We start from the raw sequence: 20285 nt of genomic DNA on the forward strand, positions 1-20285 counted from the left end.
GCTACTCGAAGAACTCCTTGTAGGCTTCGAGGGTCTGCTCGACGTCCTCGTCGGTGTGGGCGTCGCTGACGAACTGTGATTCGAGCTGATTGGCAGTGAGGAAGATCCCTTCCTCCTTCATCGCGGGACGGAACAGCCTGTCCCAGCGATCGGTTTCGGCGCTCTCGACATCGGCCCCCGTTTTCGGGCAGTGGTCGAAGCAGTCGCTGTCGGGCGTCTGGCGATAGCCCGGGATGCAGGCCTCGTCGATGTCGCTCGTGCCGGCGCGGGTGAACACGAGCTTGAACATGCTGTCGGTGCCCAGTATCGTGTAGCCCGGTGCGCGGTCGGAGACGATATCGGCGATGCCCGTTCTGAGCTGCTCGCCCAGTCGGTTCACGTGATCGTAGACGTCGTTTTCGGCGGCGTAGCGCAGGGTTTCGAGGCCGGCAGCCATCGCGACCGGATGGCCGGAGAAGGTGCCCGACTGGAAGACGTTGCCGGCGGGCGTGAACGATTCGAGGATCTCGGCCGGGCCGCCGACCGCACCCGCCGGGAAGCCGCCGCCGATGATCTTGGCGAAGGTCGTGAGATCGGGTGTCACACCGAGCTTCCCCTGTGCGCACTGGAGTCCGCCGACCCGGAACCCGGTCATCACCTCGTCGAAGATCAGGAGTGCGCCGGACTCGTCACAGAGCTCGCGCAGCTGTTCGTGATAGCCCTCGACAGGGGGTACGCCCGCCGTATTGCCGAGCAGCGGTTCGGTCAGTACCGCCGCGATCTCCTCGCCGTGGGTTTCGAACACTTCCTCGATGGCCTCGCTGTCGTTGAACGGCACCGGGATGGTGTGTTCGGCGAACGTCTGTGGCACGCCGGGCGAGGAGGAGCGCGCGTTCTCGGCGTCGCCCGCGACGAGCGTCGATTCCTGCGCGCCGTGGTAGCCGCCCTGCATGACGACGATCTTCTCGCGGCCGGTGTAGCCGCGCGCGAGGCGGACGGCCGAGACGGTCGCTTCGGTGCCAGAGTTGACGAACCGCAGCATCTCGACCGAGGGGACGTGACGGGCGACGAACTCGGCGAGTTCGACCTCGATCTCGGTCGGCGCGCCGTACATCGGCCCGTCGCTCATCGACGACTGGATCGCCGCTCGAACCGACTCGGGCAGGTCGTGGCCCAGTAGCAGCGGTCCGTAGCCCATCACGTAGTCGATGTAGCGATTCCCGTCGGCGTCGATGACGTGGCCGCCGTCGCCGCGCTCGATGAAGGCCGGGTAGGGTTGGGTCGCCCGCACCGAGGAATTGACGCCGCCGGGGAGCACCGAGAGCGCACGGTCGTAGAGGTCGCGCGAGGTTTCGTGGTTCATAATCGCTAGTTGTCCACTTTGGCTCAACAGCCCAATAGCTGATACGTTGTAGGAATGAAGCGGATGAATCAGTGACCTGATTCACCCGCTGTCCGGATGTTCTCGTGATGAACCTACCCTTGCTCAAGGAAGTTCTCACAGATCCGGACGAGTTCCTTTCGAACGGCCAGTTGAAATCTCTTGCTCTGGAGATGCTGGAGCTGATTCCGATGGAAGGGATCGAGGGCTCCGTCCTCGATCCCGAGGGGATCATGGAAGTCGTGCTTCGGGCCGCCGTTGGAACGACATCGATCAACGGGGTCACGACGAAGACCAGCGATACGCCAAACCGCAAGACTGTGATGGACTGGCTCCACACCCTCCAGAAACCCGCCATGCTGGACGCTGTGAACGACATTCTTGCGTTGGTCGCAATGACGGTTCTCGACCGTGGCGGGTCGAGAACCGTCTGTATTGACTTCATGGACAACCCGTTCCACGGCCACCCAGAGGACGAAGACGAGTTCAGGAGGATGCAAGCCCGTGACGGAACAACGAAGTGTCACCGCTATTGTACAGCGTTCGTCATCGCCCGGGGAAAGCCACTGACTCTCGCCGTAGAGCCAGTAGCTGGCGAGGACAGCAAGGCTGACGCGGTCGAGCGCGTGCTCGCCCGCGTCGAGACCTATCCCTTCGAGACCAAGCAGATTCTCATCGATAGAGCTGCCTTCAACGGGGAACTGATCGGGGTACTTCGTGAGACTGCGCCGCCAGTCTTTCCGGTCAAGACCGGGAAAGACTCGCTCCGGCGGAAGCTCTCGGTCAACGCGTCGTATATGACCGAAGAGACGATCTGTGAAGGCAAAGAGCACGAACAGACGTATCCACTAGCGGTGAACGTCACCTACCACAACGGAGATCGAGGGAAGTCGGGGGTAAAACGGACGGGATACGCGGCGTACGGTCTGGAAGACCGCACGCCGCGACAGGTCGCGACAGTCTACAACAAGCGCTCACGGATCGAGAAGAGCTACGAGAAGTTCCGCGAAGCGCGTGCCCTCACAACAACGCCATCGACGACGATCCGGTTGTTCTACGTGGGCGTTGGGTTTCTGTTAGAGCAGCTGTGGGTCGTGCTCCAGTGGGCGGTGCTCGCCGCGCCACAACGTGGCGGGCGAGCACTCCCGGTGGAGTTCACGTTCGGTGATGCGTTTCTCCACGGAGTCGAACAGGTGTTGGACGATGAACTCGGTTGGAAGGAGAAGTATCGAACGAACGGGGTAGGATTGCCGGCGGGATGCGATCACGGACTCGCCTGAGCCGCCTCGCTTCGGTCGAAGCGAGGCTGGCGAGGAGCGACAGCCACTTTCTACGCTCACGTAGATCCAGGAATGACCGACGAGAGGTTCGCAACTCGACAGATTCTCTCAGGGAACTGCCTTCCAAGCGGGTTACACTCTGATCCCGCCTCACGTCTGGTCTCTTTCAACGTATCTGCTCGTACCGTGACCGAAAGAGTGGACAACTAGCGATAATCAGCCTTCGACCGGCGTGCTGAAAGTCGTTACTGAGCCGGCGCGATGGCGGCTGCGGTGCGGTCGGCGGCTGCCGGGCGGCTGCGGTACAGCAGCCGGCGGTTGCGGTGCGGGACGATTTCTGGCGTCTCGCCGAGCAAATTTTTCCTGGTGGATGAAGGGCGAGCGAACGGAGTGAGCGAGGGCTTCTGCGGTGCCGTTGCGGTTTGCGGAAAGCGTCAGCATCCGCGCGAGTGAAGCGAGCGCGGTTCGCGAGAGACGTGGTCCGAGACGCCAAAGGCGTCTCGTCATCACGAGAGAGTTCCGCTCTCTCGAACGACTTCGCGTCTCTCTGGCTCTCGTTCACTCCCTGCGGTCGTTTACGAGAACGCCGTGAACGAGCGCCGCAGGCGCGAGTGAGCGGGAGTTTTTAATGAACGTTTTTGCAAGGGGTTGAGCGCGAGCGAAGCGAGCGCGATCCCCCGCAGTAAAAACGTTCAGGCGGAGCTCTCGGCGCGTTCGCGGATCAGCTCGCGCAGCGCGTCGGGATCGTCGATGGCGTCGATCTCCTCGCGTTCGATGAGTGCGGTTTCCTCGACGGCGTCGCGGCTGGCGTCGTCGACGACGTAGACCGAGCGCGTGCGGGTGACGGTGCCGAGCGAGGACATGATGCGGGCGCGCTTTTCGGCGGTCTGTGTGAACGCCGAGTGGCCGGTGAGGACGTTCTCCTCGTCGCCGTCGTCCTCGCTGACGGTTTTGAACGGCGCGCGCGTCGTCGGATGGACGTCGAAGCCGACCCGTGTGAGCACGGCGACGAGCGCGTCGTCGGTCTCGTCGTCGGTCGTGTCCTCGTCGGTGGGATCCTCGGCACCGTCGAGCACGTCGACGGGATCGACGAGCGGTGCGTCGAGCAGCTCCTCCATCTTGGCGGCGACCTCGACGGAGGCGTTCATGCCGTCTTCGTATTTCGAGACGGTGCGTCGCGAGACGCCAAGCTCCGAGGCCAGCCGGCCGAGACTCCACTCGCGCTCTTCGCGTTCGTCGGCGAGCACCTTGCCGTCGATGTTGACGTAGAGCCCGCCGGGGGCGGCGTAGATCATCGGCGGGACGTCCTCGATGAACAGATCGAGGGCGGTGTCGGGGCTCAGGACCGGCACGCCGTGTCGGAGATACATCACGCCGGGTTTCAGCTCCTCGTCGCGGGTTCGCAGGCCGACGACCATCGGTGTGGCGTCGAGATGGGTGCCGAGTCGCCGCATCTCGATGCCGGTGCGGGCATCGAAGGCGTCGATGTTGCCGAGGATCTTGAGCAGCAGTACCGTGTCGTCGCGGCGGGCAGCCACGTCGAAGCTCTTCGGGCGGACCGCACAGCGCTCACTGACGAGAAAGCCCGCGTCTTCGAGCATGGCCGTCACGTTGCCGACGAGCGCGGACCGGGACATAGCTGTACGTAAGTAGCGCATCGTATATAGTGGTTGTGCCGGCGGGAGACCCTCTCGTCGGGCGGTTCGTCGTTCTACAGCAGAAGATTTATATATCAAATTTGAGCCGGAACGCGGTTGAGCGACGGCGTCCCAGAACCGGTGTGACGCTCATCGGGCTCGACGACAGCGACTCGCGCGAGCGAGGGATGTGTACGACGTATCTCGCCGTCCGAATCGCCGAGGCGGTGCGCGCGGCCGGCGGGACGGTCGAGCGACTGGTGCTCGTCAGACTGAACCCCGCCGTCGAGCACAAGACGCGCGGTAACGCCGCACTCTGTGTACATACCGATCTCGCCGTCGACGAAGCCCTCTCGATCGCTCGCGAGGCGGTCGATGCGCTCGCGGCGATCGACGACCCGCGGACGAACCCTGGGGTCGTGGTCGCCCCGGGCGAGACGACCTCGGAACCCGTCGTGGCGTTCTCGCGCCGGGCGGTTCGCGAGCATCTCGCGCTTGCCGACGCCGAAACACGGATCGACGCCGCCGGCTATCGCCATGCCGGGTGGGGCAACGCGCGCGGCTTCATCGGTGCGCTCGCGGCGGTCGGCGCATGGCAATCGTTCGACGACCCGACCTACGAACACATCAGCTATCGCGAAGCGGATCGGCGCGGAACGCCGCGCGAGGTCGATTTCGATTCCCTCGTCGCGGCCGCCGACTGGGGCTATCCCGACGCGTGGGATACCGTCGATCACGGCGAGAACGCGATGGTCTGCGTGCCGCACGCGCCCGGGCCGATCCTCCACGGGGTTCGTGGCGACGATCCCGGGGTCGTGCGCGCCGTCGCGGAGCGCATCGAGAGCGAACCCGTCGAGCGAGCGGCTTTGTTCGTGACCAACCAGGGTACCGACGCACACCTGCGCGATGGGACGATCGAGGCCAGCGAGGACGGACGATCGTACCGTCTCGACGGCCGAGTGTCGGGTTCGCCCGAAACGCGTCAGGGTGGCCACGTCTTCTTCGAACTCGACGATGAGGGTGCGACGATGGCCTGTGCGGCATTCGAGCCGACGAAACGCTTTCGCGATCGGGTGCGCGCGCTCCGAGTCGGCGACGAACTCACCGTCTGTGGCGAGGTCTCCGAGGGGACCCTCAAACTCGAGAAGTTCGCCGTCCGCGATCTCGTGACGACCGAACTCGTGATCCCAACCTGTCCCGACTGCGGGCGCTCGATGGAGAGCGCGGGCCGCGGACAGGGCTATCGCTGTCGACGGTGTGGGACGAGCGCGCCGGGGAAAGTCGAGCGACCGATCGAGCGCGATCTCGAAGGCGGATGGTACGAGGTTCCCCCCTGTGCGCGCCGACACATCGCCAAACCGCTGGTGCGCGGCGGGTTCGACGCACCGATCCATCCGGAACGCTGACGCCGCGGATTCAAGCGCTTGCGTCCCCGGTTACCGTGCATGGGGATTCGACGCGGGTTCGTCACGCAGATCGGGATGGAGTACGAGGACGCGTTCGCGCACGCCAACGCGTTCGACCTGGACTTCGTCGAGCTGATGATGGACGGGCAACACGTGCGGAACCGTCTCGACGCCGAAGCGGTCCAGGAGAGCGCCGTCGAGAACGATATCGACCTCGCGGTGCATCTCCCGTTCGCGCTCGATATCGCTTCGCCGTTCGAGCACGTCCGCGAGGGCGCGCTGCGCGAACTGCTGGCGGCGATCGAGACGGCCGCCGACTGCGGCGCGGAGAAGGGCGTCGTCCACGCGAGCACGTCGGCCTGGTCGCCCGCGTGGGGGCACGACGAGCTCCGCGAGCAGCTGCTCGATTCGGTGCGCGAACTCGACACCTTCGCGAGCGAACACGGGTTCGAGGTCTGCGTCGAGAACATTCCCGGCGAGTTCTTCCCTGCCGAACGGTTCCTGCACCTGTTCGACGAGACCGGCGCGAGCATGACTTTCGACACCGGTCACGCGCGGATGAACGGAATGGATTCGACCGATATGGCCGACTTTCTCGACAGCCATCGCGATCGAGTCACCCATCTCCACCTGAACGACACCCGGCGAGCCAGCGACGAACACCTCCCATTCGGTGCCGGCACGCTCGATTTCGAGACGATCCTCGATCCGCTTCGTGACGACTGGATCGGCACGCTCTCGATCGAGACGTTCACGCTCGACTGGGGCTACATGGAGACGAGCGTTGAACGGCTTGATGCGCTTCTCTGAATCAGTTCTTCGCCCGCCCGGTCAGCGGCACCACCACATCCGCGTCATCGGCGAGCACCCTGCGCTCGCGATACTCCCGGAGGGCGGCGGGCGCGACAGCGCTCGTCGGCTCGACGGGAAAGCCCGCTTCGTGGAGACGTTCGTGTTCCCGGTCGGTCGCCGCGGCGTCGATCGCGATGACGTCGCCGCCCGTTTCCGCGATGGCCGCCTCGATCTCGTCGGCACGGACCGGTTCGCGGATGTGAATGCCGTCGGCGCGGTCGTTCTCGCTATCCGAATCTCCGACGAACGGGGCGTAGCCGGCGGCCTGAGCGGCGAGCAGCCGTGGCGGGTCGTCGATCCAGCCAACATCGGCGAGCGCGCGAAAGCCACGGGAGAGGCCGAGAAACAGCGTGCCGTGGCCGAGCGGGCAGACGACGGCTTCGGGGGCGTGCCAGTCGCGCTGGGCGGCGATCTCGAAGGCGATGGTGCTGGTGCCGGCGTCAAACGACGGTCGCCACGCGTGGCTCGCGTACCAGCCCGCACCCGTCTCGACGGCGTCGATGGCCGCCTCCGTCACGTCTCCTCTCGATCCGTCGACGCGGACGACGTCCGCGCCCGTGTGCTCGATCGCGCGGAGTTTCGCGGCGGTCGCGTCGGCCGGTACGTAGATCTCGCTTTCGAGGCCCGCGCGAGCGGCGTAGGTCGCGATCGCGGTCCCGGCGTTGCCCGACGAGTCCTCGACGAGCCGTTCGGCCCCGCAGGCGAGTGCTCGCGAGACCGTCAGCGCCGCGCCGCGATCCTTGAAACTGCCCGTGGGCGAGACGGATTCGAACTTGAACGCGCAGTTCCAATTGGGCGCGTCAACAAGTGGTGTCCAGCCTGCACCGAGCGTGACGCGGCGCTCGACCGGGAGGAACTTGTCGAACGTCCAGAGGCCTTCGCGGGTGTCGAGGCTGGTCGGTGTGGGCGGAGAACCTTCGGGCAGCGGTCGATCGACGAAATCGAGGGGGTGCCCGCACGCACATCGCCAGCGGTCAGCGTAGCGAGTGCCGCAGGCAGCACACTGGAGATCGGGTGGCATACCGCTCGAACGCGCGTCGCGAACCAGTACCTGACGGTCCAGTGCGATGGTTTCGTGCCGCTTGCGGCGTAGTCGCCGTGCGGTTGCGGTGGCGATGCGGTGCTTGGCGTCTGCGATCGCTTTGCGACCGCAGGCTCAGGAGAGCTTGCTCTCCTGGTGGATGAAGGGCGAGGGTCGCGAGTGAGCAGCGAACGGAGTGAGCGCGTCCCGAGGGCTTCGGCGGTGCTGTGCTGTGTGGTTTGCGGAGAGCGTCGCATCCGCGCGAGCGGAGCGAGCGCGGTTCTCTGCGAGCGACCGTAGGGAGCGAGCAGGAGTTTTTAGTCCAGGTTTTTGGACGGGGGTTGAGCGTGAGCGAACGTAGTGAGCGAGCGCGATGCCCCCGTTTAAAAAAGTGGAAACGAAGTGGGGGTGTTTAACGGTCGTCGATCGGCACGAACTCGCGGTTCTCGGGGCCGACGTAGCGTGCGCGGGGGCGGATGAGGCGGTTGTCTTCCTGGTATTCGAGGACGTGACCGACCCAGCCGCCGACGCGGCTCATCGCGAAGATCGGGGTGTACATGTCGAGATCGATGCCGAGCTGGTAGTAGACGGTGCCCGAATAGAAGTCGACGTTGGGCGCGAGCCCTTTCTCGGGGAAGCTCTCTTCTTCGGTGAGGTACTCCTCGATCGTGGCGGCGTAGTCGTACCACTTCTTCTCGCCGGAGTTCTCGCCGAGCTCTGCGGACTTTTCGGTGAGGATCTCGGCGCGCGGGTCCTTGACGTTGTAGACGCGGTGGCCCCAGCCGGGAATGCGGCGGTCGTTGTCGATGGCGTTGCGGATCCAGTCGGTGGGGTCCTTTTCGCTCTCGTCGAGTTCGAGCAGGGTCTCCATCACGTCCTGATTCGCGCCGCCGTGGAGCGAGCCCGCGAGCGCGCTGACGCCGCCGGTGACGGCGCTGTAGGTGTCGGCGAGCGTGCTGGCGATGACCATCCCGGTAAAGGTCGAGGCGTTGAGCCCGTGGTCGGCGTGGAGGATGAGTGCCATGTCGAAGGTCTCGGCGGCCACGTCGTCGGGTTCTTCGCCGTCGAGCATGTAGAGGAAGTTCGCGGCGTAGGAGAGGTCCTCGCGGGGCTCGACGGGCTCCTGACCGTTGCGCAGGCGGTCGTAGGCCGCGAGCACGGTGGGCACCTTCGCGGCGATGCGGCGGCCCTTCCGGAGGGAGGCGTCGAGGTCCTCGGGATCGCTCTCCTCGGGGTCGCTCGCCGAGAGCATCGAGACCGCGGTTCGGAGTGCGGCCATCGGGCGTTCGTCGGCGGCGGCGAGGCCGTCGAGCGTCGTGATGACCGACTCGTCGACCGCGCGTTCGGCGGCGAGTTCGGTGGCGAACTCGTCGAGCGCGTCGCGGTCCGGGAGTTCGCCGCGCCAGAGCAAGTAGAGTACCTCCTCGTAGCTCGCCTCGCGCGCCAGGTCCTTGATGTCGTAGCCGCGATAGGCGAGCAGCCCGGCATCACCGTCGATATAGCTGAGCGATGATTCGGCAACGAGCACATCGTCGAGGCCCTTCTGGAGGTCGTCGGCCATGTCTCTGCTTCCCTACCTTCCGGGAAAAGCATTACCGTTGCGCCACGGCAAGCTTTTGACCGGTCCGGTCGAACGCCGACGTATGTCACGGGAGGTCGGCTACGAGCCACGGAGCGTCAAGCGGCTCCTCGCGGAGATGAAGGACATCGCCGAGCTCATGATCGACCTCTCGTACTCGGCGGTGCTGCTCGATAGCCGGGAGGTCGCCGCCGAGGTGCTCGAACTCGAATCCGAGATGGATATCCTCCAGCTCAAGACACGGATGAGCCTGCTGATGGCCGCCCGCAGCCCCGACGACGCCGAGGCGCTCGCGCCGGTCGTGGGGATCGTCGGCGCGACAGAGAAGGTGAGCGACGCGACCGGCGACATCGCCAAGATCGTCCTGGAGGAGATCGGTCTGCCCGAGGCGATCCGCGGGGCGCTGCCCGACGCCGTCGAGACGATCGTGCGTGCGCAGGTCGCTCCCGATGCGCGCTTCGCCAGGCAGACTCTCGGCGAGCTCAATCTCGAAAGTGAGACGGGCGTGCGGGCGATCGCGCTGCGACAGGCCGGCGAGTGGGTGCTCAACCCCGACCGCGAGACCACCCTGGAGGTCGACGACGTCGTGCTCTTTCGCGGGCCGGAGGAGGCGCTCGCTGGCGTCTATCAGAGTGTTACTGGGGAGGTCTACACTCCACCGGAGCCGCCCGACCCGACCATCTCGGATCTCGAACGTGCGACCGATTCGGTGGTGTTGATGAAGAACATGAGCGAACTCGCCGTCGACCTGGGCTACGGTGCGGTGCTGTTCGACAGTACGAATCTCGCCGACGAGGTGGTCGACCTGGAGGCCGAGGTCGACGCGCTTCAGTCGCGCTTCGAGGCGTGGACGCTCCGTGCGGCGAGCCGAGTCGACGATCCAGTCTCGCTGCGCGGGCTCGTCCATCTTGCCCGGAGCACCGAGGTCATCTCGGACGCGGCCGTCGAGATCAGCGAAGGCGTCCTCAGAGGACTCGGCTCACATCCGGTCATCGCCGAGGCCGTCGGCGAATCGGACGAGGTGATCGTCCGGCTGACCGTCGGACGCGACAGCGATCTCGATGGCGCGACTCTCGGCGGGCGGATGGTCAAGACCGAGACGGGGATGCGCGTCATCGCGGTCCGGCGGGCGGGGCGGACGGACGTCACCGACGAGTCCGTCACGACCGAGACGGTGACGCATGCCCACGACGAGTGGGTCGTCTCGCCCGGTCCCGAGACCGAACTCCGGGCGGGCAACGTGTTGCTCGCGAAGGGACCGCGGACGGCCGCCGAGCGACTCGGCGCGCTCGCCGGGGAGTGACGAGACCGCTACTGTATTATCGACGCTCAATCAGCGCTGTCGTACGGTCCGAACATTGCCGGACGGTACACCGTCCCGACACCAATCAGTAGCATGAATATTCCGGAGATCAAGGCGACGATGTCGTACGGTTCGACGGCCTGTTCGAGGACGGAAACAGCCGGCGACCAGAGAAGCGCGACGCCGAGTAGTAGCTGTGCAGCGGCGACGAACTGTCGCTCCCGTATTCGTCGTGCTCCGACGCTGAACTGGATTTCCAGTCCGGAGAGAAAAAACAGGAGTGCAGCCAGAACGAACAGGAGCAGCTCGAACTGTTCGAGTGCCGTCGGCGGGTCGAACAGCACGTACAGCGCTCCGGTGGCGACGAGTAGCAACAGCCCGACTCCGACGTTCCAGTACCGCCACCAGTAAGGCATCGACCGGTGTTGATCCATCGACTGCACTCCGTCGAGATAGACAATAACTATTGGGCTGGTGATATCCGACAGATCGATTTGGAGATCCCGTGATCGTGTGAGCTGTGTTCGGCCACAGTTACGATTCGCGGGCGAGGCGGTAGGCCGAGACGAGCGTCAGGCCGACCGTGACGAGCGCGGCGACCGCGAGCACGAGCGTCAGCGCCAGCGAGAGGAAGAGCAACGGCGAACCGCGCGTGTCGACCGATGGGCCGGCGATTTCGAGAACGCGGTAGGCGTAGGCGAGCACGGCGACGGCCACGCCGCTGGCGAGCCCGATCTTCGCGTTCCGGGCGACCGACAGCGCCGCCATGAACTGGGCGGTCGGTGGTCGCTCGGGAGCGTTGCTCGACACGCCTCGACTATCGCCGGCACCGACAAATCCGCGTCGGTTCGACTCGCATATCGAACGCCTCAAGGCGGTCGGCGAGTCCCATCAATCAATGACGAGCCTCGGAACTGCGAGCGCCGCTCCCGGCGAGGTCGACACCGGGCGACTGCCGATCGGCGAGACGCGTGACGGCGCTCGGGCGGGGCTGCCCGTCTGTGTTATCAACGGCGCTGAGGCGGGCAAGACGCTCTACATCCAGGCTGCGAGCGACGGCGACGAGCTCAACGGCGTCGGTGTCGTCCGCGAGCTCGTCCCCCAGCTCGATCCCACGGAGCTGTCGGGCACGATCCTCGTCGTCGGCATCGTCAACGTCTACGGCTTTCGCGTGGCCGAACATCGCAACCCGATCGACGACACGAAGATGAACCGAGCCTACCCCGGCGACGAGCACGGCACGTCCTCCGAGCGCATCGCCGCGGCCACCTTCGAGGCCGTCCAGCGCGCGGACCTCGCGCTCGATCTCCACCAGGGATCGACCAGCCGGATGATCCACGAGACGCGCGTCCGCTGTGGCCCGCGCCACCACCTCCACGACGAGTGTCTCTCGCTCGCGAAGACGTTCGACTGCGGGCACGTCCTCGACCAGAAGGGACCGGACGGCCAACTCGCCCGCGCCGCCCCCGACGAGGGTATCCCCACGATCGATCCCGAGCTCGGCGGCGCTGTCGGGCTCGATCCCGAGAGCATCAGTACGGGTGTCGAGGGCGTCATGAACGTCCTCACCGCCTACGGGTTTCTCGACGGGGAGATCACGAACGGCGAGCAGACCCGCGCGACCGGCTTCGAGCAGTACGGCGCGCCTGCCGGCGGACTCGTCGATTTCGAACTTGATCTCGGCGATTCGGTGGAGCGTGGCGATCGTATCTTCCGCGTGACCGACGCCTTCGGGCGCGTGAAAGCCGAGACGACCGCCGACGTCGACGGCGTGTTCTGGCGCACCCGCCGGCTCCCGCAGGTCGCCACCGGCGAGTACGTCTGCTCGGTCGGGACGGACGTCGACACCGTCTGATCACGTTTTACGGCCTCATTGAGACTCTGGAGAAGACTTGGCTTCGACGCAGCGATCGCCCCGTTCGCACTCCGAATTGCCAGTTTCAGTCAATAGCACGACCATTCGGCGTTTTGGATGCGAACGAACGCGGACGTGTCGGCTCCATCGACGATCGATGCGACGAGCCGACGATGGAGAAACGAATCAGTCGTCGGCGGTCGATTCCGCGGCGGCGGAGCCGTCGGTTCCGGTTCCACTCCAGTCGAGTTTGCGCTGGAAGTAGAGTGCGACGTTGACCAGCGCGAGGAGCACGGGAACCTCGATGAGCGGGCCGACGACGGTGGTGAAGGCGACGCCGGAGCCGACGCCAAACACGGCGACCGCGACCGCGATGGCCAGTTCGAAATTGTTCGAGGCCGCGGTGAAGCCGATCGCGGTCGTCGTCGAGTAATCCGCGCCGATGCCCTTCCCCATGCCGAAGCTCACGAAGAACATCACCACGAAGTAGATCGTCAGCGGCACGGCGATCAGCAGGACGTCGCCCGGCTGAGCGACGATGCTCTGGCCCTGCGTGGCGAACATCACGATGACCGTGAACAGCAGCGCGACCAGCGTCAGCGGGTCAATCTTCGGGACGAACTCATCGTCGTACCACTCCTCGCTCTTGACGCGCGTACCGACGTAGCGAGTCAGAAAGCCGCCGACGAAGGGGATGCCGAGGAAGACCACGATCGCCTGGAACACCTGCATCGGGGTGATATCGAAGGTCGTGATACCGGCGACGAGCGAGTCCATCCCCAGCAGTGGCGGCAGAAAAAGTCCGAAGAACCAGACGTAGACCCCGTAGGTGACGATCTGGAAGAGGCTGTTGAACGCCACCAGTCCGGTGACGTATTCGGGCGACCCTTCGGCGAGTTCGTTCCAGACGAGCACCATCGCGATACAGCGGGCCATCCCGATGAAGACGAGCCCGAGGAAGAACTCGGGACGGGCCGGCAGGCCGGGGACGAGCCCGCTGAAGAACACGACCGCGAGCCCGAACATCAGCGTCGGGCCGATGAGCCAGTTCTGGATGAGGCTCAGCCCGAGTACACGCCAGTTGCCGAACACCGTCCGAAGCTGCGAGTAGTCGGCCTTCGCCAGCGGCGGGTACATCATCAATATGAGGCCGATCTCCACGAGGTGGAGATCCTGGATCGGTTCGGTCACCGATGGGGCGAGATAGCCCAAGCCCACGCCAATCGCCATCGCGCCGAAGATCCAGACGGTGAGATACTTGTCGAGGAAGTCCATCGAGCGTGGATCGCCGCAGCTCTCGCACTCGCAGTCCGGGCCGTGTTCGTGGTCGACGCTACTCATCGCTCACGCTCCCGTCGAGGACGGTCACGAGGGTGATGGCACGGTTCGTCGCACGATATTTCTTCCATCGTCCGTCCTTGCGTCCGGTCGCGAGCCCCGCGTCGACGAGCGCCGAGAGCGCGTGACTCAGCCCGCTCTCGCTCACGTCGACGACGGCATTGAGCTCGCAGACGCAGAGCTCCTCGCCGGCCGCCACGAGCACACGAGCGAGCGTGTAGCGCGTCTCGTTGGCGAGTGCGGCGAGCACGTCGAGTTCGGCGTCGACCTGTGCCGGGCCGAGTGCCGCTTCGAGCGTGCCGAGTTCGTCGAGCCGCTGCTCGACATCTTCGTCTCGGCACTCGCCGAGTTCGTCTTCGAGATACCGCTGGAGTCGTTCGGTCGCTTCTGCCATGCATCATCGGTTGAAGAGATAATCAATTAATGCTTCCGATACTGTTGTGGATCATCGCTCTGAAGCCACCAGATCCGGGCACATGCTACTGATCGAATACGATGGATTGAGCTACAATTGAATGAAGTATAAATCCAAATATGTACTCAAAGGATCAGTAGATCGGTTCCGGACCGGGTGTGCGAAGCAACCGAAGCCAGTCGCACCTGCCGAGGACGGAACCCATTTCATCCCGCCACACCGATCTCGAAAGAGTGCAGCGACTCCCGAATCCGGTCCGGCTCGTGGTCTACTGGGTCGGTCTCGTGCTGGTTCGCGCCGGCCTCATCGAGCGCGAGCGTGCCCGCCGGGCGACGACGCTCGCGTGGCCGCGCATCGTCACCGGACTGGCCAGGATGTCGAAGAGCGCCGCCGACGTGGCGATGGTCGGGGCGGCGATCGGCACGGGCGCGATCGCCGGCGTCGGCTTCGCCGCACCCTACTGGGGGATGGCGTTCGCGCTCGGTGGCGGGCTCGCCAGCGGCACCATCGCGCTCGTCTCGCAGGCCTACGGCGCGGACAGATCGGCGGGGCAGGCGGTCCGATCGAGCGTCGTCTGCGTGATCGTGCTGACGCTGCCGGTCGCAGTCCTCTTTCACACCTATCCGAGCGCGCTCATCGGCGTTCTCAGCGACGACCCGGACGTGGTGGCGCTCGGTGCCGACTACCTCGAAGTGGTCGCGTTCGGCGTTCCCTTCGCCGGAGTGAATCTCATCGGCAGTCGCACGCTCGTCGGGACCGACGACGCGTGGACGCCGATGGTCGTCCGCGCCGGCGGGGCCGTGCTGAACATCGCGGCCAACGCGATCCTGATCTTCGGTTTCGGCTACGGTGTCGTCGGCGCGGCGATCGGGACCGTGCTCGCCAACGTCGTCGTCACTGCGACGTTCACCACCGGCTTTACGACCGGCTCGGTCCCGCTGATCGGGGCGTTCCCCGTGACCGTCGCTCCGTTCGGCACGTATCTCGACGGGGCAACGATCCGCCGACTGCTGCGCATCGGCATGCCGATGATCGGGAAGAACCTCGCGTGGCGGCTCGGCGAGTTCCCGCTGCTCGCGATCGTCGATCTGTTCGGGACGTCAGTCGTCGCGGCGTTCGTCGTCGCCCAGCGCGTGCGCGACCTGCTCAACACGCCCGGCTGGGGGTTCGGCCTCGCCTCCTCCAGCCTCGTCGGCCAGGAGCTCGGCACGGGCGACGAGACGACCGCGGAAGCCTACGGCCGGGAAGTCATCCGTTTCGGCGTCGCCGTCTATCTCGTTTCGGCGATACTCGTCGCTGTCTTCGCCGACCCGATCGCGCGCGTATTCGTCGACAACCCGACGACAGGGACTCTGTCCGTCGCCGTGACGCTCATCTACGCCACCTGCGTCGGCATCGTCTTCAAGGGGCTCTCGCGGACGGCGACCGGCCCGTTACGCGCGAGCGGCGATACGCGCTGGCCGTTCTATGGGCAGGTGCTCGGCTACGTGGTCGCGCTGCCGCTGGCCTACGCGGGCGCGACGACACAACTCGGACTCGCCGGGCTGACGCTCGCGATCGTGACGCTGATGGCCGTCCCTGCCGCGGTCAACTACTACCGGTTCTGGACCGGCAAGTGGAAGGCGATCAGCCGGGGCTACCGGCCCGCGACCCACGCCGACGACTGATCGCGAGGAATTAGGCCGACCAAAACGCTTATAGAATTAGGCCCGCCTAACACCGGTATGGCGGTTCCCTCCCGACTGACGAGCGCCGACGACACCACGACCGCTGAGAGCGATGTCTCGATCCATTCGACCTCTCTCGAACGAAGCGTCTTCATCGAGGCGGACAACGCCGACGGCTGGATCTCGACCGATACGACCGTTCCGCTCGAACGCTAAAAAATCGGGTTTTAGTGGGTCGCTTCGTCGACCACCAGCGTGTCGTCTTCGAGGTAGTGTTCGAGGTGGTGGGCGTGTTCCTCGTAGTCGTCGATGGCGTCCCTGAGGACCTCCTCCGAGGCGTAGTCGCCGAGGCTGTTGGTGAGTTCGATGTGGTCGCGGAACCGCTCGACGATGTCACCGAAGAGCTCCATGTCGTTGCGCAGCGAGGTGCGGACGTCGTAGACGTCCTCGCCCTCGAAGTCGACGTAGCTGTGGTCGTCGAGGTTCGTCGGGCCGGCGACCGGGACGCCGCCGATCGCCTGCGCGCGCTCGGCGATGGCGTCGGCCTGTTCCTCGACGTCCTCGTAGGCCTCTTCGAGGAACCGGTGGAGTTCGAGGAACTCCGCACCCTCGACGTTCCAGTGGTGTTTCTTGAGCTGGTGGTAGAGCACGTACGACGCGGCGAGATCGGCGTTCAGCGCGTCGATGATCTGCTCTGCGCGCTCTTCCTCGATGCGGAGTGCCGGTGACTCCTCGACGGAGCCGAACTCCTGTCGGAGCTCGGAATCGGACTGTTGGAAGCTCATTACACTCCATCATAGGTGGACAACCCACTTAACTGTTGCTGTTCGGAAAACATATTTTCGGCTTCCCAAAAATCAGTTATCGGATACAGAACCAGTGCTGCCGAACCCGGATGTATCGTCGTCGATCGTGTCGGCGGTGTTCGCTCGTTCTGGTGTCGGTTCGTGGATCGTCGATCGAAACGGATATCCGTCATTTTGGCGGACCTAAAATATATGTCCGAACGAACCGATGCGAACCCCACGCGACGCGGCGTGATCAAGGGCGGTAGCGCGATGCTCGCCGGTGGCGTGCTCGCGGGCTGTACTGGCAACGGAACGCAGTCGGGCGCGAACAACAGTTCGCCGACCGACTCGACTACATCGAACGGTGGTTCGTACACCGTCGGGATGGCTCCGATGGGCGACGTCTCGTTCGAGGGAGCCCCCGAATCCCTGTTCGTCGTGTTCTCGCAGTACGCGGACATGGCGGTCGCGCTCGGCCACGGCGATGCGGTGAACGCGATCTACAGTCCGGAGCTCTCCGGCGACATCATGGGTTCCTACTGTGCGCGTCTGGATGGGGTCTCGCCGGGCTGGAAGGAACTCTCCGACCCGCTCGCCGACGGGCTGAGCAAGGAGAAGCTCTACGAACTCGACAGCGATGTCCACTTCCTCGATCCGGCGTACGTCTCGACCCAGCAGAACTGGAAACAGGCCGACATCGACGAGATCGCGACGAACGTCGGCCCCTGGTTCGGGAACTTCTACAGCGGCACGCACGACGAGCCGCCGAAATCCTACCGGGATAGCTATCAGTATTACTCGCTGTGGGATCTGTTCGGCAAGGTCGCGCGCGTGCTCCAGGAACGCGATCGCTACCGGAAACTCGAACGGATGCATTCGAACGTGCTCTCGACGATCCGCTCGAAGCTCCCGCCGAAGGAGGAGCGGCCGACCGCCGTCCGCGTCACGCTCAACGACGACAACAGCGCGTTTTACACCTACCATCTCAACCGGCCCGGCTACTGGCTGGCCGACACCCGTCCGCTCGGGGCACGCGATGCTTTCGCCGAAAAGGACTGGTCGAGCCTCTGGGGCGAAGTCGGCTACGAGGCCATGCTCGAAGCCGATCCCGACGTGATCCTCCATCTCTGGAGCATTTCCTCACAGCACGACATCGACGAGGTGAAAAAGCGCATCACGAGCAAGCCGGCGGGACGGGATCTCGCTGCCGTCCGCAACGATCGCGTCTATCCCGCCGGAATGCGCTATCAGGGCCCGATCATGAACCTCTTCCAGCTGGAGATGACCGCCAAACAGCTCTATCCCGAGCAGTTCGGCGAGTGGCCCGACTACACGAGTGGCGATCCGTATCCCGAGATTCCCACCGACAAGCAACTGTTCGACCGGCAGAAGCTCGCCGCCATCATCGACGGAACTGCCTAGCCACCGCCGACTGTTTTTCCTGTCTCCTCATATTTAGGCCAGCCAAAATCGGAACGCTTTAGCCTCTTTTCGGCGAGCCTAATCCACATGCAACGACGACGCTTTCTGACCGGCGCGACCGCGACGGCCGGCGCGCTGCTGGCCGGCTGTGCCGGCGGTGCCAGCGAGGGCGGCGACGGCAACGGGAGCGACCGCACGACCGGATCGACAACCGGAACGACTACGGGTGGATCGACGACCGATACCAATTCCGGCGGGAGCGGGGCCTATAGCGTCTCGATGGCCCCGATGGGCGAGGTCACGTTCGAGGGCGTCCCGCAGACGTGGGTCGCGAACAACGGCAGCTGGGCCGACATGGGCGCTGCGCTCGGCGTCGAGCCGCCGAAGGCGCTCTGGCTGCCAGAGCGCTACCACACCCAGTATTACGACGGGATTCCCGGCGTGTCGGTCGACACCTCACAGATGACGACACTGTTCGGCGACGGCGGTAGCGTGAGCAAGGAGACGTACTACCAGCTCGACGGCGACGTCCACGTCCAGGACCCGACCTTCCTGTTGAATCGCGCCAAGAACTGGAAACAGGCCGATATCGACGAGATCACGAACAACGTCGCGCCGTTCGTCGGCAACACCGGCTTCTCGCGGGGCTACTCGTGGCACGAGGACTACCGCTACTACTCGCTGTACGATGCGTTCGGGAAGCTCGCGACGGTGTTCAAGCGCGAGCAGCGGTATCGGGCGTTCTCGAAGCTTCACGACGAGTTCCAGTCGCAGCTCTCGAACATCGTCCCGTCGAAGAGCGAGCGCCCGGCGGTCGCCATTCTCTGGGCCGAAGGCAACCAGCCCGAGCAGTTCAGTCCGTATCTCATCGGCAAGGGAACCAGTTTCAAGCAGTGGCGCGATCTCGAGGTGCGCGACGCGCTCGCCGAGACCGACGTCGAGAACTTCCACGCGTCGCGAGCACAGGTCGACTACGAGACGCTGCTGGAGATCGATCCCGAGATGCTCCTCCTGCGCGGCCACGAGGACCAGACCGCAACGAAGTTCCAGAACACCGTCGTGCAATCCCTCCGCAACCACGAGATCGCAAGTGATCTCACTGCAGTCAAAAACGGTGATGTCTATCGTGGCGGCCCCCTGTACCAGGGGCCGATCACGAACCTCGTGCTCACCGAACGCGCCGCGAAACAGGTTTACGGCGTCTCGAAGGAGCTGTTCGACCGCAAGCGCGTGGCGGACATCGTCGCCGGAGAATTCTCGCAGTAACCGACGATCGCGAACGCGACTCGAATCGCCATTCATCCGGTAACGGAAACGTTTATGTATTTTAGGGCCACCTAAACAGTTATGAGCGAGCGATGGTGCGTCCCGCCGGCGCGGACCGATCGATCGGGCTCCAAGAACGGGCTACTGGCGGGTGGCGACGACTGATGGACGACTCTACCGACGTCGCACCGGACGGCGGCACGCTCGTCGCCGGCGGATCGTCGATGGAGGGGATGACGACGGCCGACGATGTCCGGAACGATCCGGACAGCGCCCTCGTCGGCGAGGAGTTGGTGCTCGGCTATCCGACCGGTGATCAACCGGTCATCGACGGCGAATCGGTGTCGATCCCCGAAAACCGCGTGACGGCGCTCGTCGGGCCGAACGGCTCGGGAAAGAGCACGCTCCTTCAGGGCCTCGCCAACCAGCTCGATCCCGATTCGGGTGTCGTCACGCTCGACGGCCGGGAGATACAGTCGCTCGGAACGAAGGAGCTCGCCCGCAAGCTCGGCTTGCTCTCCCAGGAGAGCAGTCTGCCGGCGAGTCTCACCGTCGAGAGCCTCGCCATGCACGGGCGCTACCCGCATCGCGGCGCGTTCGACTCGCCGACCGAGGACGACGAGGCGGCCGTCGAGCGCGCACTCTCGCTGGCTGGCGTCGAACACCTCCGCGAGCGGACCCTCGGCAGCCTCAGCGGTGGCCAGAAACAGCTCGCGTGGATCGCGATGGCGCTCGCCCAGGACACCGAGGTGCTGCTACTCGACGAACCGACCACCTTCCTCGATCTCCACCACCAGCTGGAGGTGATGGGGATCGTCGAGACGCTGCGAGCCGAGAGCGACGTCACGGTCGTGCTCGTCCTCCACGATCTCGATCAGGCGGCCCGCCACGCCGAACACATGCTCGCGCTCGCCGACGGTGAGATCTACGCCCACGGACCGCCGTCGGAGGTCGTCTCCGAGGGGCTTCTCCGTGACGTCTTCGGCGTTTCGGCGACCGTCGAGCAGGGCGAGCGCGGCCCGCACATTACGCCCCACCATGCGGTGCACGAGGACTGACCGGGTCGCTACGGGACGCTTTTTACCCCCGGACGTGG

At 65.0% G+C, this 20285-nt stretch carries 19 protein-coding genes; 10 read left to right on the top strand and 9 right to left on the bottom strand.

Translation table 11 applies throughout. The features are described from left to right. Position 1 precedes the first annotated feature (1 nt). Positions 2-1342, bottom strand: a complete 1341-nt coding sequence (hemL, locus tag MUK72_RS04945) for a glutamate-1-semialdehyde 2,1-aminomutase (protein WP_244704469.1) — start codon at positions 1340-1342, stop codon at positions 2-4. Positions 1343-1449: 107 nt separating this feature from the next. Between hemL and MUK72_RS04950 the strand changes: the two genes are divergently transcribed. Further along, positions 1450-2640: an ISH3 family transposase gene (locus tag MUK72_RS04950; RefSeq protein WP_004051515.1), complete on the top strand. Its 1191-nt coding sequence runs from the start codon at positions 1450-1452 to the stop codon at positions 2638-2640. A 692-nt stretch (positions 2641-3332) separates the two neighbouring features. Here the strand turns inward: MUK72_RS04950 and MUK72_RS04955 are convergent. Then, positions 3333-4277 carry a transcriptional regulator gene (locus MUK72_RS04955; RefSeq protein ID WP_004051122.1) on the bottom strand — a complete coding sequence of 315 codons (945 nt, stop codon included), beginning with the start codon at positions 4275-4277 and terminating at the stop codon, positions 3333-3335. Between the two features lie 143 nt (positions 4278-4420). On the opposite strand from MUK72_RS04955, the gene MUK72_RS04960 reads away from it, so the two are divergent. Together MUK72_RS04960 and MUK72_RS04965 are read left to right on the top strand one after the other, a co-directional pair. Further along, positions 4421-5683 (top strand): tRNA(Ile)(2)-agmatinylcytidine synthase, encoded by a 1263-nt coding sequence (locus MUK72_RS04960; protein ID WP_244704471.1) that lies wholly within the window; start codon positions 4421-4423, stop codon positions 5681-5683. 39 nt (positions 5684-5722) lie between these two features. Then, positions 5723-6493, top strand: coding sequence for a sugar phosphate isomerase/epimerase family protein (locus tag MUK72_RS04965; RefSeq protein ID WP_244704473.1), 771 nt, complete (start codon positions 5723-5725; stop codon positions 6491-6493). A 1-nt stretch (position 6494) separates the two neighbouring features. Here MUK72_RS04965 and MUK72_RS04970 read toward each other — a convergent pair whose 3' ends face one another. Next, complete coding sequence (locus tag MUK72_RS04970; protein ID WP_244704475.1) at positions 6495-7556, bottom strand: pyridoxal-phosphate dependent enzyme; 1062 nt, start codon at positions 7554-7556, stop codon at positions 6495-6497. A 412-nt stretch (positions 7557-7968) separates the two neighbouring features. Next, the gene (gene citZ, locus MUK72_RS04975) at positions 7969-9117 is read right to left on the bottom strand and encodes a citrate synthase (protein WP_244704478.1); all 1149 of its coding nucleotides are present in this window, start codon (positions 9115-9117) and stop codon (positions 7969-7971) included. An 82-nt stretch (positions 9118-9199) separates the two neighbouring features. Here citZ and MUK72_RS04980 point away from each other — a divergent pair, with 82 nt between their 5' ends. Beyond that, entirely contained in the window at positions 9200-10438 is a 1239-nt protein-coding gene (locus MUK72_RS04980; protein WP_244704480.1) for a potassium channel family protein, read from the top strand. 26 nt (positions 10439-10464) lie between these two features. Here the strand turns inward: MUK72_RS04980 and MUK72_RS04985 are convergent, their stop codons facing one another. Both MUK72_RS04985 and MUK72_RS04990 read right to left on the bottom strand, forming a co-directional pair. Then, positions 10465-10872 (bottom strand): DUF7994 family protein, encoded by a 408-nt coding sequence (locus tag MUK72_RS04985; RefSeq protein ID WP_244704482.1) that lies wholly within the window; start codon positions 10870-10872, stop codon positions 10465-10467. A gap of 100 nt (positions 10873-10972) precedes the next feature. Continuing rightward, positions 10973-11248, bottom strand: coding sequence for a DUF7536 family protein (locus MUK72_RS04990; protein ID WP_244704484.1), 276 nt, complete (start codon positions 11246-11248; stop codon positions 10973-10975). Positions 11249-11336: 88 nt separating this feature from the next. Between MUK72_RS04990 and MUK72_RS04995 the strand changes: the two genes are divergently transcribed. Further along, a complete protein-coding gene (locus tag MUK72_RS04995) occupies positions 11337-12293 on the top strand; it encodes a succinylglutamate desuccinylase/aspartoacylase family protein (RefSeq protein WP_004051105.1) in 957 nt (318 codons plus the stop codon). A gap of 186 nt (positions 12294-12479) precedes the next feature. Here MUK72_RS04995 and arsB read toward each other — a convergent pair whose 3' ends face one another. Both arsB and MUK72_RS05005 read right to left on the bottom strand, forming a co-directional pair. After that, positions 12480-13634 (bottom strand): ACR3 family arsenite efflux transporter, encoded by a 1155-nt coding sequence (gene arsB, locus MUK72_RS05000; protein ID WP_244704486.1) that lies wholly within the window; start codon positions 13632-13634, stop codon positions 12480-12482. Further along, entirely contained in the window at positions 13627-14025 is a 399-nt protein-coding gene (locus MUK72_RS05005) for an ArsR/SmtB family transcription factor (protein ID WP_244704488.1), read from the bottom strand. The genes arsB and MUK72_RS05005 overlap by 8 nt, the downstream gene beginning before the upstream one ends. Positions 14026-14279: 254 nt before the next feature. On the opposite strand from MUK72_RS05005, the gene MUK72_RS05010 reads away from it, so the two are divergent. Next, entirely contained in the window at positions 14280-15713 is a 1434-nt protein-coding gene (locus tag MUK72_RS05010; protein ID WP_244704490.1) for an MATE family efflux transporter, read from the top strand. A gap of 57 nt (positions 15714-15770) precedes the next feature. Further along, positions 15771-15929 carry a hypothetical protein gene (locus MUK72_RS05015; protein WP_244704491.1) on the top strand — a complete coding sequence of 53 codons (159 nt, stop codon included), beginning with the start codon at positions 15771-15773 and terminating at the stop codon, positions 15927-15929. An 11-nt stretch (positions 15930-15940) separates the two neighbouring features. Here MUK72_RS05015 and dpsA read toward each other — a convergent pair whose 3' ends face one another. Beyond that, entirely contained in the window at positions 15941-16498 is a 558-nt protein-coding gene (gene dpsA, locus MUK72_RS05020) for a DNA starvation/stationary phase protection protein DpsA (protein ID WP_244704492.1), read from the bottom strand. 213 nt (positions 16499-16711) lie between these two features. Between dpsA and MUK72_RS05025 the strand changes: the two genes are divergently transcribed. The 3 genes from MUK72_RS05025 (at position 16712) to MUK72_RS05035 (ending at position 20247) form a co-directional block, all read left to right on the top strand. Next, entirely contained in the window at positions 16712-17923 is a 1212-nt protein-coding gene (locus MUK72_RS05025; RefSeq protein WP_244704494.1) for an ABC transporter substrate-binding protein, read from the top strand. A gap of 87 nt (positions 17924-18010) precedes the next feature. After that, on the top strand, positions 18011-19189 hold the full coding sequence (locus tag MUK72_RS05030) for an ABC transporter substrate-binding protein (RefSeq protein WP_244704496.1): 1179 nt from the start codon (positions 18011-18013) through the stop codon (positions 19187-19189). A gap of 164 nt (positions 19190-19353) precedes the next feature. After that, positions 19354-20247: an ABC transporter ATP-binding protein gene (locus MUK72_RS05035; RefSeq protein WP_425311078.1), complete on the top strand. Its 894-nt coding sequence runs from the start codon at positions 19354-19356 to the stop codon at positions 20245-20247. The last annotated feature ends 38 nt before the right edge of the window (positions 20248-20285 follow it).

It is taken from the genome of Halococcus dombrowskii, assembly GCF_022870485.1.
Taxonomy (GTDB): Archaea; Halobacteriota; Halobacteria; order Halobacteriales; family Halococcaceae; genus Halococcus; species Halococcus morrhuae.